General features: G+C 62.9%; 16 protein-coding genes. 13 read left to right on the forward strand and 3 right to left on the reverse strand.

All coding sequences use genetic code 11. The features are described 5' to 3' along the window. Positions 1-121: 121 nt before the first annotated feature. From MO486_RS08735 to MO486_RS08765, 7 genes are all read left to right on the forward strand, one after another. Entirely contained in the window at positions 122-1,261 is a 1,140-nt protein-coding gene (locus tag MO486_RS08735) for a cytochrome P450 (protein ID WP_242906348.1), read from the forward strand. A gap of 284 nt (positions 1,262-1,545) precedes the next feature. Next, positions 1,546-2,784: a cytochrome P450 gene (locus MO486_RS08740; protein WP_242906349.1), complete on the forward strand. Its 1,239-nt coding sequence runs from the start codon at positions 1,546-1,548 to the stop codon at positions 2,782-2,784. An 8-nt stretch (positions 2,785-2,792) separates the two neighbouring features. Next, on the forward strand, positions 2,793-4,169 hold the full coding sequence (locus MO486_RS08745) for an MATE family efflux transporter (RefSeq protein ID WP_242906350.1): 1,377 nt from the start codon (positions 2,793-2,795) through the stop codon (positions 4,167-4,169). Between the two features lie 34 nt (positions 4,170-4,203). Then, complete coding sequence (locus MO486_RS08750; RefSeq protein ID WP_242906351.1) at positions 4,204-5,571, forward strand: pitrilysin family protein; 1,368 nt, start codon at positions 4,204-4,206, stop codon at positions 5,569-5,571. After that, positions 5,568-6,848, forward strand: a complete 1,281-nt coding sequence (locus MO486_RS08755) for a pitrilysin family protein (protein ID WP_242906352.1) — start codon at positions 5,568-5,570, stop codon at positions 6,846-6,848. Before MO486_RS08750 ends, MO486_RS08755 begins: the two co-directional genes overlap by 4 nt. A gap of 382 nt (positions 6,849-7,230) precedes the next feature. Continuing rightward, complete coding sequence (locus MO486_RS08760) at positions 7,231-8,412, forward strand: PAS domain S-box protein (protein ID WP_242906353.1); 1,182 nt, start codon at positions 7,231-7,233, stop codon at positions 8,410-8,412. Beyond that, on the forward strand, positions 8,412-8,849 hold the full coding sequence (locus MO486_RS08765) for a response regulator (RefSeq protein ID WP_242906356.1): 438 nt from the start codon (positions 8,412-8,414) through the stop codon (positions 8,847-8,849). The genes MO486_RS08760 and MO486_RS08765 overlap by 1 nt, the downstream gene beginning before the upstream one ends. A gap of 27 nt (positions 8,850-8,876) precedes the next feature. Here MO486_RS08765 and MO486_RS08770 read toward each other — a convergent pair whose 3' ends face one another. Both MO486_RS08770 and MO486_RS08775 read right to left on the reverse strand, forming a co-directional pair. Then, positions 8,877-9,581 (reverse strand): 2OG-Fe(II) oxygenase, encoded by a 705-nt coding sequence (locus MO486_RS08770; RefSeq protein ID WP_242906357.1) that lies wholly within the window; start codon positions 9,579-9,581, stop codon positions 8,877-8,879. 10 nt (positions 9,582-9,591) lie between these two features. Next, on the reverse strand, positions 9,592-10,650 hold the full coding sequence (locus tag MO486_RS08775) for a class 1 fructose-bisphosphatase (protein WP_242906365.1): 1,059 nt from the start codon (positions 10,648-10,650) through the stop codon (positions 9,592-9,594). Positions 10,651-10,763: 113 nt separating this feature from the next. Between MO486_RS08775 and MO486_RS08780 the strand changes: the two genes are divergently transcribed. From MO486_RS08780 to MO486_RS08805, 6 genes are all read left to right on the forward strand, one after another. Then, positions 10,764-11,597, forward strand: a complete 834-nt coding sequence (locus MO486_RS08780; RefSeq protein WP_242906366.1) for a hypothetical protein — start codon at positions 10,764-10,766, stop codon at positions 11,595-11,597. Between the two features lie 89 nt (positions 11,598-11,686). Next, positions 11,687-12,070 (forward strand): VOC family protein, encoded by a 384-nt coding sequence (locus MO486_RS08785; protein WP_242906367.1) that lies wholly within the window; start codon positions 11,687-11,689, stop codon positions 12,068-12,070. Between the two features lie 63 nt (positions 12,071-12,133). Further along, a complete protein-coding gene (locus tag MO486_RS08790; protein WP_242906368.1) occupies positions 12,134-12,832 on the forward strand; it encodes a YafY family protein in 699 nt (232 codons plus the stop codon). Between the two features lie 123 nt (positions 12,833-12,955). Next, positions 12,956-13,432, forward strand: a complete 477-nt coding sequence (locus MO486_RS08795) for an AAC(3)-I family aminoglycoside N-acetyltransferase (protein ID WP_242906369.1) — start codon at positions 12,956-12,958, stop codon at positions 13,430-13,432. Between the two features lie 107 nt (positions 13,433-13,539). Continuing rightward, complete coding sequence (locus MO486_RS08800) at positions 13,540-13,938, forward strand: GFA family protein (protein ID WP_242906371.1); 399 nt, start codon at positions 13,540-13,542, stop codon at positions 13,936-13,938. Between the two features lie 62 nt (positions 13,939-14,000). After that, on the forward strand, positions 14,001-14,666 hold the full coding sequence (locus MO486_RS08805; RefSeq protein ID WP_242906373.1) for a CPBP family intramembrane glutamic endopeptidase: 666 nt from the start codon (positions 14,001-14,003) through the stop codon (positions 14,664-14,666). A 25-nt stretch (positions 14,667-14,691) separates the two neighbouring features. Here MO486_RS08805 and MO486_RS08810 read toward each other — a convergent pair whose 3' ends face one another. Then, positions 14,692-15,048, reverse strand: a complete 357-nt coding sequence (locus MO486_RS08810; protein WP_242906375.1) for a terminase — start codon at positions 15,046-15,048, stop codon at positions 14,692-14,694. Positions 15,049-15,071 lie beyond the last annotated feature (23 nt).

Consider the following 15,071-nt stretch of genomic DNA (forward strand, 5'->3'; position numbering starts at 1 on the left):
GCGATATTCCAATCGCGGTTGACAGACCATTCGCGATCTGTCGTTGTGATTGTCGCTGCGCCATGCCTGAGAGTACGTGGCGGCAGAGTGGCTGTGTTCGTGATCCCAAGGAAGGGAAGATATGCTGAAAGGAAATATCGCAACCCGCTTTTATCAGGATCCTTTGACATTTCTGGACCAGGAATTTCCTGCGACCGGCGACGTCGTGCAAACCGGGCAAAACGAATACTGCCTGGGCAATCCTGTCGATGCTCGCGCCGTACTTCGCAACAACGAAGGGCGTTACCTCGAGCACTCGGATTTCTTCCATACACGGCACGGTCTCTTTGGCCCCCGGTCGGCACAGCTGAAGATCCGGCGCGCGTCGCGTGCGTTATTGCGCAACTATCTGGACACCCCGGGGCAGGGAGAATTGCCCGCCTTTCTCAAGGCCAACCTACCGTTGGTGAGCGAATGGCCGGATTCAGGCAATCGATTGGTCTATCGCTATTTGTTGCCGGTGCTGCTCGCGCCGGACAGTCCACCGAAGCTGCGGCTATTGCTTGAGCGAATTGTCGAAACCGCCGTGCTGGCCAACGCCAAGTCGCGCCAGCCGCGCTGGCGGCGGATGATCCTGCAATTCAAAACGACGTTGCTATTGTCTCGGGCGATCGAGGCACGCCAGGCGCTGGCGCGTCCGAGTCCGATTGATTTGCTTGACGTGGTGGCTTGTTCGGCCGAGCCCGGACAGAAGGTCGATGAATTGGCCGAAGTCTTCCTGTCTTTTGTTTTCGCCATCGCCGGATCCGTCGGTTTTGTCCTGGGCTGGTCCATCTTTTTATCGGGTACTCATCCGGATCGCGAGGCACCGCCGGAATGGGTGGTGCAAGAAGCCCTGCGTCTGTGGCCGGTAGCTTGGCAGTTGGGGCGGCATCCGGCGAAGGAGCACCAAGTGTCGGGTGTGAATGTGAGTACGGCCGACGAAGTCGTGGTGTGTCCTTACCTGGTGCATCGAAACCCGGAGTACTGGCCGGAGCCCGCGGCATACCAACCCGAGCGTTGGTCGAATCCGGAAGCCTGGCGCAACCCGGCCTTCATTCCGTTCGGCTACGGACCGCATCGCTGTGTCGCGGCGGATCTGTCATCGCAGTTGGTCAGCGAAATGCTCGGCATCATCGCGCGTTCGAACACCTTGACGGTTGCTGCGCGCGACACGCGCCCGACCGTCGCGGCGGCGATGGCGCCGCCACCTTTTCAGCTAACGCTTCACCCACGGAATTGAGCGACCGCATTGCAGTCGCTGCAAAGGCGCACCAAGGGCTTGCGGAGCACTCATCCGTGGCCTTGGCGTGAACGTAGTAAATATCCATCCATCCAATAAGGAATTGATATGAAGAAGCTCTTCTCGGCTGTGAAATCGGCTTTTGGTGTTCGTGGCTGCGGCGGCCCGAATTCCCCGCTCGGCTGGCGCTGGGTGATGTACCACAACATCTAAGTCTCAAGCTGCCGGGGAAGCGGTTTCGATCGCCTCCCCGGCATTTGGCCGCGCATAGTTGGAGCACATCGATGCAAGACCCGACGGTGGTGGAGGTAGAGTTCATGCGGAAGTTTCGGGACCGCCGTCGAGAGAAAGGCCCGATATTCCTGACCGAAGAAAATATCCTGGCGGTTTTCGACGCGCGGGTCGCGCAGAGGCTTGAAGCCGCAAACTATGCCGACCTGACCATGCTCGATGGTTGGAGCGACGTCATCCGCGGCTGTCCCAGCGAGCCTGTCACCTGGAATCAGCTGCGCTCGGGCTGGTCCGGACAAATGCGGACTCTGACCGGCGTTGACAGCCTGCGACAACTCGCGCAACGCATGGACCACCTGCTCAGTGCGGAGGCGGGCCGCCAACAAGACTTGGTCTGGCTGGCCGAACGGGTATCCATCGAATCGTTGGTGCCGGCAATCATTGGCGGGTTGAAGCCCGCAGCGCATCGTCGCGTGGTCCGGGAAGTTTTAACCAAGGTCGCGTTTGTCCTGTCGGACATTGACGCGCACCGGAACCCGCGCTGGCACAAATGGACCATGGTGGCGTGCCAGGTAATAGCGGGAATCGAAGTCAGGCGCGAGCTGAAAGGCCGAGCCAGCGGAAAGCGGGCGCGGCAACCGGATCTTACCGACGCCGTCGTTGACCTGATCCCTACGCTGGGCATCGGCCGGGCAGTGGATGCCGTCACCGCGCTACTCACGGCCATCACCGGATCGCCCGGTGCCGCCGCCGCCTGCCTGCTTTACGAATTGAATCGGCAGCATGAATGGCGAGCGCGCCTGGAAGCAGAGCTCGCTGCCGTATCGCTGGAGCAGTTGTGCGAATCGCCGATGCGCGTTGCGCCGTTGACCGGTCGATTCGTCAAAGAAATCCTGAGGATGTGGGGTTCGCCCATCATGATCCGGACGGTGCGCACCGATATCGATCAAGATCAGATCTCATTGAAGGCCGGTCAGGCATATGCGATCAGCCCGTTCCTGGTTCATCACGACGATACCGACTGGTCGGACCCTGAAACATTCGATCCGGACCGGTGGTTGGCCGACGGTCGCCGCGCGCAGTGCCCACACGGCAGCTATGTGCCGTTCGGCTGGGCACCAAAATCCTGCATCGGCGCCAATCTGGGTATGGCACAGCTGGTCCTGCTGGCCCACTTGATGTGCACGCGCTATCGATTGCAGGTGCCTGAGCCGGAACGCGCGAAGATGGCGGTGGCGTCGGTGGTCAGGCCGATGGATTTCAACGGTGCAGTCCTGCACCGCTCGCAATAGGGATTTGAATGCAGGATCTGACGCAAGGCTCTATCAAGCAGCAGCTGCTGACGATGTCCGGGGCATTTCTGCTCAATCTGCTCGCCGGCACGGTGTTCTCGCTGGTGAATATATTCTGGCTCGGACGGCTCGGGTCTTCTGCGCAGGCGGCAGTGACCCTCGCCGCCATTCCGATGATGTTCTTGCTCACGCTGATGCCGATCATCAGCGTCGGATCGGGGATCCGGATCTCGCATGCGGTCGGCGCCAAGGATCGCGAGCGCGCCAACCAGATCTTCAACGAGGTATTCGGTGCTTCGTTGCTCGTCATCGCGTTTATTGGCTGCGTTGCCTGGATCAATCGCGAAGCATTCGGTTTCCTGCTGACCTCCAACCCCGAGACCGCCGCGTTGATCGCTGCGTACTCGCGTTGGTTCATTCCTTCGATCGTGGTTCAAATACCGGTGTTCGTGTTGGCGGGCGCATTGGAGTTCACCGGTAATGTACGAGCCGGGACCATTGCCCAGTCCGGGACCGTCGTCCTGAACGCTATCCTGGCACCGGTGCTGATGTTCGGCTGGCTCGGCCTGCCGCCGCTTGGAGTCGATGGCGCCGGGCTGGCGTCGTTCCTCGCCTGCAGTGCGAGCATGCTTGGTCTGCTCGTCTACTGCGCCAGAGAAAGCGCTTACCTCACCATGCGCCCCTCCATCTGGCTGGCGCGGCCGAAGGAACTCTGGGGCGCACTGAAGGTCGGCTTGCCAACCGGGATGGAAAGCGGCGTGATGGCCGTTTATCTGCTGGCAATCGCACTACTGCTGCGTCCATTCGGTCCAGCCGAACAGGCGGCCTTCGGCATCGGCCAGCGGATATTCCAGGCAGGCTTCATGCCATTGATGGCCTTGAGCAGCGCTACCTGCGTGCTGGTTGGCCAATGCTACGGCGCGGGGCTGACCGGCCGGTTGCGCGAAACGCTGAGGATCAGCCTGCTATTCGGATTCGTCGGCGCACCGGTGCTCTCGCTATTCCTCGAGGTCTTTGCCCCGTGGATTTGCAGCAATTTTTCCAGTGACCCGGCGGTCATCGCGGCGGGTACGCTGTTCCTGCGCATTGCCAGCCTGAGTTTGATTCCGGCAAGTGCTGCCTACGCGGTATTCGCCGTGCTCTCTGGAATGGGTAATACCAAGGCGAGTCTGTACACGCAGCTGATCTACGCCGCGCTTGTAATCGTACCGGCCTGTGCCTTGTCGCAACTTCCTGGATTCAAACCGAGTTGGTTGTGGACGGTCATGGTGGTTGCCGGCGTAGTGCAGGCACTGATGGCATGGCATTTCCTTCGCAATGAATTTCGCAAAGGGGTCGATCGACCGCATGTCATTCCAGCCATCGAGCTGACGGCCGCACAGTAACGGCCGAATGCCTCAGTCCAAAGGAAGCACAGGGATGCATCATTCGCCCACTCATACCATTGGCGGCGATAGCGGCCGATCGAATTTCCGCTTCATTCGCAGCGCAGGCGGCATCGAGGAGTATCGCCTTGCCACCAACGGCCTGAGGTTGCTGACCATGGACGCCCCTGCGTTTCCGGTGGCGCTGCTGATGGTGACCTACGAGGTGGGCAGCTGCCACGAAACCAGCGGATTCAACGGCGCCAGCCACATGCTCGAACACATGATGTTCAAGGGTAGCGCCCGCTTCAACAAGCAGCTGGGAACTTCAATCTATGACCTGCTGCAGCCGGTGGGCACCCTGATCAATGCAACCACCTGGCTTGATCGCACCAACTATTTCAGCCTGGCCCCGACCAGCCATCTGGAGCTTGTCGCCGAAATCGAGGCGGACCGGATGCGCAAACTCCGGATTGACCTGCGCGATCTGGAAGCGGAGAGGACGGTCGTGCTCAACGAGCACGATCAGCACGCCGGAAATCCGCTGGAGAAACTCTACCAATCGGTGTGGAGCACGGCGTTCGCCAGCCACCCCTATGGCGCGCCGGTGCTCGGCACCCGCGAGGACATACAAGGCTTTACCCGCGACAGCTTGCTTCAGCATTACAACAGCTACTACTGGCCCAACAACGCTACCGTTACCGTCATTGGCGACGTTCGGCGCGAGCATGTCCTGGAGGTTGTCGGCCGACACTTCGCGCACGTGCCGGCGGCCGATAACCTGCCTGATGCAGGTCATGAGGCCGAACCCGAGCAGCGCAGCGAACGCCGGGTCGTGGTCGAGCAGTCGTGCCAACCAGGCTGGATCATGCTCGCCTACAAGACAAGCACTGGCCTGAGTCGAGACGCGGATGCACTGGAGTTGCTGGGCAGCATACTGGCCGGCAGCAAGCTGTCGAGGTTGTATCGGCAACTGGTCATCACCCAACTAGCCGCTGGTGCATGGTCGAGCTCACCGAGGTTGAAGCATCCTGGGCTGTTCCTGGTGCAGGCGCTGCTTGGCGCGAGCCAGGATCATCATCGAGTGGAGCAGCTTATCCGCGACGCCATCGGCGACATCCGCAACCACGGCGTGTCGCACGAAGAGTTGGAGCGAGCCAAGGGCCAGGCAAGTGGCAGCCTGCTGACCTCGCGCGACGGTCCCTTGGTTATCGCCATGCAGCTCAACGAAGCCATCGCCGCTGGCGACTGGACGTCATACTCGACGGCAGTCGATCGGTACGGCGCGGTATCAACTGCCGACGTGCAGCGAGTCGCCCGCCAGTACCTGACCGATGAACGGCTGACTGTTGGCTACCTCGTCCAAGCCACCGATGAACCTCGGGCTGCGTCCTCCGCTGGCGACTCGGCGCAGCTGCAATGACGGCGATCGTGCAACTGCGGAAACAAGAGGCTGTTGTCGGCCTGCCGCTGACGCACGGTCGCTTCTTTGGGCTTCGCGCGGCCACGCCTTCCTTGGTCGCGCTGACCGGCTCGTTCCAAACCGAGCCGGCTGGCGACCGCGGTGAACTGCTGCTGCAACAGTTGGTCGCTGCGTTGGTGACCTGCGGAAGCCGGCAGCGCAATCAATTCGAGATCGCGCATCTGCTGGAAAGCCGTGGCGCTTCGCTGTCGGTAGAGTCCGAGATGCGGCGTGTAACGTTTTCCGCCCGAGCCTGTGCCGGGGATCTGCCCCTGGTAACGGAACTGCTTTCGGAGTGCCTGCGCGAGCCGAGGTTCGACGCAGAAGGCTTCGCTACCGAACAGGCGCGCCTGATCGCAGAACTGCAATACCGCGCGACCGACCCAGCCGTCCTGGCGGCGGATGCCCTTTCGCGCATCCTCTACCCAGCGCAGCATCCGCGGCACCAAACCGAGCTTGCCGGGCAGGTCTCGCACATCCAACAGCTGACTGTCGACGACGTGCGCAGATACCACCGCGAGCACTTCGCTGCGAACAATCTCTGTGTCGTGGCCGTTGGCGACATCGATCCGTTGGCGACTGCTGCGGAAATTGACCGGCACTTGGCCCCGTGGTCGCCGCGACCAGGGCGCGTGAGCAGCGAACTAGGCGTGCTCGCAAACTCGGCGACGGTGGTCGAGATACCTGTGCCAGGGCGCGAAAATTTCGATGTCGCGCTTGGGCACGGGCTGACCGTCCGCTGCGACCATCCGGATTACCTGGCGCTATGGATGGCCAATCATGTTCTCGGGGCCGCATTTACTTCCCGCCTGTCCACTGCCGTGCGCGAGGAACAGGGGCTTACTTACGCCATTCGCTCCGAGTTGGCCAAGCCGGACTGCGAGTTCGATGGCCACTGGCAGATCGACCTGTCGCTGAGCCCGGACAAGCTCGATGCCGGGCTGGCGGCGACCCATGCGGAAATCAGCCGTTTCGTTGACGAGGGCGTTACCGCGCAGGAGCTTGCCGCCAAGCGACTCGAAGCCATCGGCGTGTTTCATATCAGCCTGGCAACGCTTTCCGGGCTGAGCGAAACCATCCTGTTTGGCGCGGAGCTGGGCTGGGGACCGAACTTCATTCACGAGTTCGCCGACAAGCTTGGCGCGATAACCACCGCTCAGCTCAACCGCACCGTCAGAGAGCACCTGCGCCCAGCAGAACTGCACACAGCTGTTGCCGGCCCGTTTGCCGGCGCCTAGTGCTTCGTCAATATTGAACCAGCATCTCGTATTGTGGCCCGACTCATCCCTTCCGCCGCGGACGATGCACGATGAAACTTTCTGGTCTGGAGAACAGGGGAGAAGTACCACGAGAAATGCCATCCTCGGTTACCTCGCTCAGTCGACCAAATGAGATTGGTCTGGGCGCTTCTAGAATCGTCGTGCCGCGGAAAACGTCGCCTCAGGGTGAATTGTCTGATGCCGCCGTAGTGCGGCTTCTGCGGGCTTTTGCTCGTCATTCCTGCGAAAGCAAGGGACTTTGGCTTTCGCAGCTTCCCGCTTCCATTGATTCGAGCGGCCTCAACGCCACCTACACAAGCCGCGCACATACACTCTGACGAGTCCACCACCCAAATCACCCGTGCTCGCCAGCGACGCCTACGCCGATCCTTCTTCCGATGCCCGCTTCCGGCTGGCCATGGCCTCGTCCGGGATCGGCATGGCGATCGTGTCGCTCGACGGCGCATGGCTGAACGTCAATCCGGCGCTGTGCAGCTTGCTGGGTTATGCGCGTGAAGCATTACTCGGCCACAACATGCGCGAGGTCGTCCATCCGGACGATCTCGGCGAAGCGGATGCCGCGTTCAGCGACCTGGTGCATGGCCGTATCGACACCATCGACGCAGAGAGACTTTATCTGCACAGCGACGGCCATGCCCTCTGGGTGCAGGTCAACACCGCGCTGATGCGCGATGCGGAAAGTCGGCCGCAATACCTGATCTCGCAACTGCGCGATATCTCCGCGCAACGCGAAGCCGAGCGCGCACTGCGCGAGCTCAACGACACCCTCGAGCTGCGCGTGCAGGCGCGCACCGCCGACCTGCAGGCGCTGAACCGGCAGCTGGAACTGTTCGCGTTCGGCGTCTCCCACGACTTGCGCGCGCCGCTGCGCGCGATCGACAGCTTTTCCTGGCTGCTGGAACAACACAGCCACGACCAGCTCGATGAACTCGGCCGCGAACACCTGCAGCGCATCCGCGGCGCCGCCACCAAGATGGCGAGCATGATCGATGGCCTGCTGGAGCTCTCCCGTGCCACCCGCGCCGAACTGCGACCGGCGCCGGTCGATCTCAGCCTGCTCGCCGACTGGGTCGGGGCCGAATTGCAGGACGCCCATCCCGGCCGCTTGGCCGAGGTGGTGGTACAGCCGGACCTGCACACGATCGGCGACGAGCGCCTGTTGAAGACGATGCTCGGCCAGTTGATGGACAACGCCTGGAAATTCTCGAGCGAGCGCGAATGCACCCGGATCGAAGTCGGTGGCAACAGCGCCGGCGCCGACCTGGAACTATGGGTGCGAGACCAGGGCAGCGGTTTCGACATGACGTATGCGGACAAGCTCGGCGAACCCTTCCAGCGCTTGCACGGGCCGGAACAGGGCGGTGGCAACGGCTTGGGCCTGGCGATCGCCAAACGCGTGATCGAACGGCATGGCGGACAGCTACGGATCGAGTCGATCGTGGGAGTCGGCACCACCGTCCGCGTCCTCCTCCCGGAAACGCGCTCGCTGGGACCACGCTCGCCGGAGGCACGAGCGGCGTAATGGCGCAAAAAACCATCCTGCTGGTCGAGGACAATCCTGACGACATCGAGCTGACGCGCCTTGCCTTCGCCGAGGCGAACATCGCCTATCCGCTGACGGTAGTCCGCGATGGTGCCGAAGCGCTGGATTGGCTGTTCGCGCGCGGGCGACACGCCGGCCGCGACCGCCACAATCTGCCGGTGTTGATCCTGCTCGACCTCAACCTGCCCAAGCTCGACGGCCGCGACGTGGTGCAGGCGATCCGCGCCGACCCCACCACCCGCGCCGTGCCGGTGGTGGCGCTGACCAGCAGCGTCGAGCCGCCTGACATCGATACCTGCTACGCGCTGGGCGTGAACAGCTATCTGCAGAAGCCGGCCGATTTCGCCCAGTTCGTATGGGCGGTGAAACAGCTGGGAATGTATTGGCTGGAACTGAACCAGCCGACCACGGAATAGCCTTTCCTCTCCGGGATCGGCGAGAAATCACTTCGCCGGAAACAGCATCTCCGCCCGCTGGAACAGGATCCAACTCGTCGCGATGAACTTGTCGCCGCCCTGTGGCCGATTGCCGCGATGGGTATGCGTGAACGCGGTTGGCGCGATCAGCAGGCTGCCGGCGCGCGGCGCGATCTTGCGCTGCTGGAACAGGAATTCGGTTTCGCCTTCGGCGAACTCCTCGTTCAAGTAGATCGTCCACAACAGGTGCCGGTGCAGGGTTTCCGCACTCGCATCGCGCGGATACAACTCGCAATGCCAATACGGATAACCGCCCTGGCCCGCCGTATACCACTGCAGGTTGATGGCGCCGGGGCGCAGGCAGGTGCTGAGCAGCGGCGAGAGTGCGGCATCGTCCATCGCCGCCAAGCTTTCGGCGCTCAGGCGTTGCAATGCGCCGCTGGCGTCCGGTTGTTGCAGCATCAGCGGTGCGATCAGGGCCTGCGGATAGCGGCGGACATAACGCAGCAGGCCGCTGAACACAGCGCGATTCAAGGCACCCTCGACATCGGCCCATTCCGGCTTGCCCTGCAGCGACAAATCGCGACTGTGCTTCAACTCCGGGAACACGCCGCCGCCGACGCGGCCCGGCTGCAGGCCGGCGCTGGCGCGCACGCGCGCGACGATCGCGGCGCAACTGGCGCGATCGAGCGCGTCCTCGGTGACTTCGATGAAATCGGCGGCGTTCGTCATGTCGCGACTGTCATGCCGGGACCGCGGCGTCGTGCTCGACGTGGTAACGCACCGCCGCTTCCACCTCGCGCTTGCTGCCGAGGAACACCGGCACGCGCTGGTGCAGGTGGTGCGGTTGCACTTCCATCATCCGCGCGCGGCCGGTGCTCGCGGCGCCGCCGGCCTGCTCGACGAGGAAGCTCATCGGATTGGCTTCGTACATCAGCCGCAGCTTGCCGCCCTTGTCGATGCACTTGGCATCGAGCGGATAACTGAAGATGCCGCCGCGGGTGAGGATGCGGTGCACGTCGGCGACCATGCTCGCGACCCAGCGCATGTTGAAGTCCTTGCCGCGCGGACCTTCCTTGCCGGCCAGCAGGTCGCCGATGTAGCGCTGCATCGGCGGTTGCCAATAGCGCTGGTTGGATACGTTGACTGCGAACTCCTTGGTCTCTTCCGGGATCATCATGCCCCGTGTGGTCAGCACGAAGCCGCCGACCTCGCGATCGAGCGTGAATGCATGCGTGCCGTTGCCGACCGTGAGCACCAGCATCGTGCTCGGCCCGTAAGTGCAGTAGCCGGCCGCGACCTGGGCTGTGCCCGGCTGCAGGTAATGCTCGTCGCCGGGCGTGGTCACGCCGTCGGGGCAACGCAGCACCGAGAAGATCGTGCCGACCGAAATGTTGACGTCGATATTCGACGAACCATCGAGCGGATCGAACAGCAGCAGGTAGTTGCCGCGCGGAGACCCGTCGGGGGCCAAGTCGGAAATGGGCTGCGAATGATCCATCTCCTCCGACGCGAGGCCGGCGAGGTGGCCGCCCCAGGCATTGGCTTCGAGCAGCACGTCGTTGGCGATCACATCGAGTTTCTTCTGCGCCTCGCCCTGGATGTTGCCTGTCCCAGCGTCGCCCAACACGCCGCCGAGCGCGCCCTTGCCGACCGCGATCGAGATCGTCTTGCACGCGCGTGCAACCACTTCGATCAGCAAGCGCAGGTCGGCGCTGATGCGGCCGCCGCGCTGTTCCTCGATCAGGTAACGGGTGAGGGATATGGCGCTGGGGGCGGGATTTGGAGCGGGCTGCGACATGACGATGGCGGGCGGACGGCGGGGTCGCTATTGTCGCCGAAGCCCGCCGCGCTTGCCGGCCGTATGCCGTCCACGCCGCGCCATCCATATAGCGAATCCTGCGGAGAATAACGATGCGATCTGTCTGCCTGATCCTGGGACTTGGCTTGCTGTCGGCGTGTCAGCCCGCGGCGTCCGATGTTGCGGCGTCGAGCGTGTCACCGGCGCAAGCACCCGGCGTTGCGAGTGCGTCGCCAGCGCCGGATGGCGGAAAACGATTACGCACGATCCTGACCTGTCGCGACCCCGACGCGCTGAAACAGGGGCGGGCTTTCTTCGAAGCGCAATTCCGCCAGGATCCGAAGGTGACGTGCGACAACGCGGGCTATCCGATGCGATGCGCCATCGCCCCGCCGTTGGCGTTCGGCAGTGCGACAGTTGGCTGGTTCAGCGTGGAATCGATTGAGGGCAACCGCGCGACCATCCTGCTGCCGGCACCTGCCGACATCGTGCGGGCGACGTTGCCAGCAACCGGCGCGCAACTGGCCGCTGCGTCCGATCTCGGCGATACCGCGGTGCTGTGTGCGCTGGCGCAGGGCGCGCTCGATGACGGTGCGATCGCTGGCGCGTTGAGCTATCCCGGCGAATCCTTGCCGCCGATGCGCGTCTGTGCCTTCGAACTGGCCAACGGCACGCCGTATTGCACGTCGACTTCCAAAGACGAAGCCAGTTACCGCATCGATGCCGTACCGCGCGGCGACTATCTCGTCGTCGCCTTCCCGAAGGAAGACGGGGCAACGCCGGGCGGTTACAGCGAATGCGTCCCGGAACTCGACGCGGCTTGCACCGACCACGCGCTGCGCGTGGTCGTGGTGAAGCCGGGTGCGGCGACGTCAGGCATCGATCCAGCGGACTTTTATGCCGACGAACCCGACCGGGCCGACTGGCCGCAGGCACCAGCGCCCTGAACTGCCGCGCGGGCATTGCTGACACCAGGTTGGCAGCAGCCCCCGGGCATCCTGTCGGCGTGCACCCTGCACGCCACAGGAGACGCGTCATGCTCAAGCCCAATGTTCCCGCCTGGTTCGAAATCCCAGCCCGCGACCTCGACCGCGCGCAGGCGTTCTACCAGACCCTGCTTGGCGTCGCGCTCAAGCGCGAACGCTTCAGCGAAGACATCGACCAGGCGATCTTCCCCGCTGGCGACAAGCCCAATGCCGCCGGCGCGCTGGTGCGCTGGGACGAAGTGTATGCGCCCTCCGAAAGCGGTGGCTCGATCGTCTACCTCAACGTCGACGACATCCGTCCGCTGCTGCAGCGCGCACCGGAACTCGGTGGCGCGGTGCTGCTGCCGCTGACCGAATTGCACGACAACATTGGTGTGTTCGCACACATTCGCGACAGCGAAGGGAATCGCGTCGGCCTGTTTTCACCACATTGATGTCGCCGCATTGATCACGCGCCTCGATTGAACGAAGGCACGGCGTAAGGCGATCATGCCGTCATGCGCCGCGCCGACCGACTGTTCCTCATCATCCATGCCCTGCGTGGCCGCCGTTCCGCCTTGCCCGCGCGTAGCCTCGCCGAGACGCTCGGCGTCTCCCTGCGCACGGTGTATCGCGATGTCGCGGACCTGCAGTTGTCGGGCGTGCCGATCGAAGGCGAGGCCGGCGTCGGCTACATGCTGCGCAAGGGCAGCGATATCCCGCCGCTGATGTTCAACGCCGACGAACTCGAAGCCCTGGTGGTCGGCACGCGCTTCGTGCGTGCCTTCGGCGGCGAACGCCTTGGCCGCAGCGCCACCGCGGCGTTGCTGAAGATCGAGGCGGTGCTGCCACCGGAACTTCGCGAGCGTAGCGGGCGCACCCGCATCTTCGCGCCGACGCTGTCGGCGCGGGCCGAAGCCAACCGCCTGGTCGAACAGTTGCATGCGGCGATCGAGGCGCAGGCCGTGTTGCGCCTGGACTATCGCGACGATCGCCAGGCCGCCAGCGCGCGCGAAGTCGAACCCTTGTGCCTGGCGTTCTGGGGCGGCAGCTGGACGCTGGGGGCGTGGTGCCGGTTGCGTCGCGACTTTCGCAACTTCCGTCCCGACCGCATCGTTGAGTTCGCGACCACTGGCGAGATCTTCGCCGACGATCCGGCGCGCGGCTTCACGGCTTATCTGCGCGCGATGGACGTGGCGTCGGAGACCGTCGGCTGAGTTGTGTTTTTTGCGCAACGGGCTGCCTTGACGCCCTGCCAACGCCACATGAACATGCCGTGCATATCCCGCACGACGCTGACAGTCTGTCGCGCGATGAGGATAGGCCCTTGGAGTTTCCACATGTCTCCTACTCCGTTCTCCATCCATGCTCTTGGCAGAAGCGATGCTCCGATGATGAGAGCGGTGCTGGCTATGTTCGGTACGGCCTTTGAAGACAAGGAGACTTACATTAGCTCTCAACCAAGCACGACCTACCTGGAGCGCCTGCTTGAGAGCGACACTTTCATTGCGCTTGCTGCCCTCAAGGACGACGAGGTTGTCGGAGCCATTGCGGCTTATGTACTACCCAAGTTCGAACAAGAGCGTAGTGAGATTTACATCTACGACCTGGCAGTGGCCGATGCGCACAGGAGGCAAGGTATTGCCACCGCATTGATCATGGAGCTCAAGGACATTGCGTCTTTGCGCGGCGCCTACGTGATCTTCGTGCAGGCAGACTTGGTTGATGACCCCGCCATCGCGCTGTATACAAAGCTTGGCACTCGTGAGGGTGTCCTGCACTTTGATATTGCGAGTGGCGGCTCGGGTGCCGCATAGCAATCCATTCAAGCCCAAGCCGCTGCCGCGCGACCAGATTCAGGCGCCAGGCGGCGACGCTTTCGTACCGATAGGAAAAAGCATGGAACAGCCCATGAGGAGCATCAATGCACACGGGTAGCTGTCTTTGTGGTGCGGTGAAGTACGAGATTCGCGGCGAGTTGGGACCGGCCTTCTACTGCCATTGCTCGCGTTGCCGCAAGGCCAGCGGATCGGCATTCGCCTCGAATGTCGTCGTCGCCGCTGGGGACTTCGTCATCGTCCAGGGCGAGGAATCGCTCGGCAGTTTCAGTTCCAGCGAAAACATGCAGCGCAGTTTCTGCCTGCGCTGCGGGTCTCCGATCATGAGCCGCCGCGGCAACCTTCCGCAGGTTCGCGTCCGGCTGGGTACGCTCGACACGCCGTTATCGGAAGGCCCTGGTGCGCATATCTTCGTGGCGTCGAAAGCCGACTGGTTCGATATCCACGACGCGTTGCCACAACATCCTGAGCGACCGCAGGGCTAACCAACCAACTGAGCCGCAGCTGCGTCGCGGCCGGTTTGATCCCGGAGTTGCATTAGATGCGAATGGATACGCAAGTCCACGGGGAAGCGGCTGGGCGCAGCCGCCTGCTGGCGGCGCTGTCACCCTTGGTGCTGATGGCCGTGTGCATACCGGCGCAGCATGTCGCGGGAGCCAGGCTGGGGGTGTGGGCATGGGTGCCCACGATGTTGTTGTTCTGGACGACGATCGCCATCGCGGTCAACTGGTTTGGCGGTCGCCGTGCCCTTGCCCGGTGGTTGCAGCCGGCGCAGGGCGCGATGTTATGGGGTGCGCTGGGTGTCGGCGTCGGGTTGCTCTCGCTTCCTGGGTTCCTTGCGCACTGGCAGATCGTCCGCGAGCCATCGATCCTGGTTTTCTGGCTTGCCTTCGGCCTGATCAATCCGTGGTTCGAGGAAGCGTACTGGCGCGGCATGCTGATGGATGCGACCGCGTCATGGGGCGGCTTGCTCAGCGTGGTCTACTCCGCCGCGTGGTTCGCACTCAGCCATCCGCTGATCTGGGGCGTGCATGCCACGGCCATGCGCCAATGGCCGGTGATTGCTGCGCTGTTCTTCGTTGGCGTGATCTGGGCGGTCGTCTATCGCCGCAGCAAGAGCATCCGCTGGACCATCGCCGGACACATGCTGGCGAACCTGTTGGGCATGGCGGTCCCGGTGCTGCTCAACCTGTATGACCCGGCGGCGCGCTGAGGCTAACGCCTGTTGAATGAATTGGTCAGCGAGCGGATGCATGACGCAACGCATTCAACCACCCACCAGACAGCACGAATCTGGGGAAGGTAAGCCATTGCTCCAGGAAGATGCGTGATATTGCATTTGCAGCGCTGGTGAAAGGCTCTGGCGGTACCGCCTCATCGCGATGCCCGCGGCCTTGCAGTGCAATGGATGCCATCATTGCAAGAACTGCAACGGGGGCCACGAGCCACGAACCTTGAATCAAGCCAATGACGAGCGAAAGATTGGCGAAAAGAAACAAGGGAACGAGCACGATGTGGAGCAGCAGATTGCGCCGGGAGCGGTGATAGCGCGGATAGCCTTCCCACTGCCATCGCAGCAATTCAGAGATGTTCATTTCAGCTCCAATTTCGTGCCAAC

Origin of the sequence: Lysobacter sp. CFH 32150 (assembly GCF_022758295.1) — a bacterium.
Taxonomy (GTDB): domain Bacteria; phylum Pseudomonadota; class Gammaproteobacteria; order Xanthomonadales; family Xanthomonadaceae; genus CFH-32150.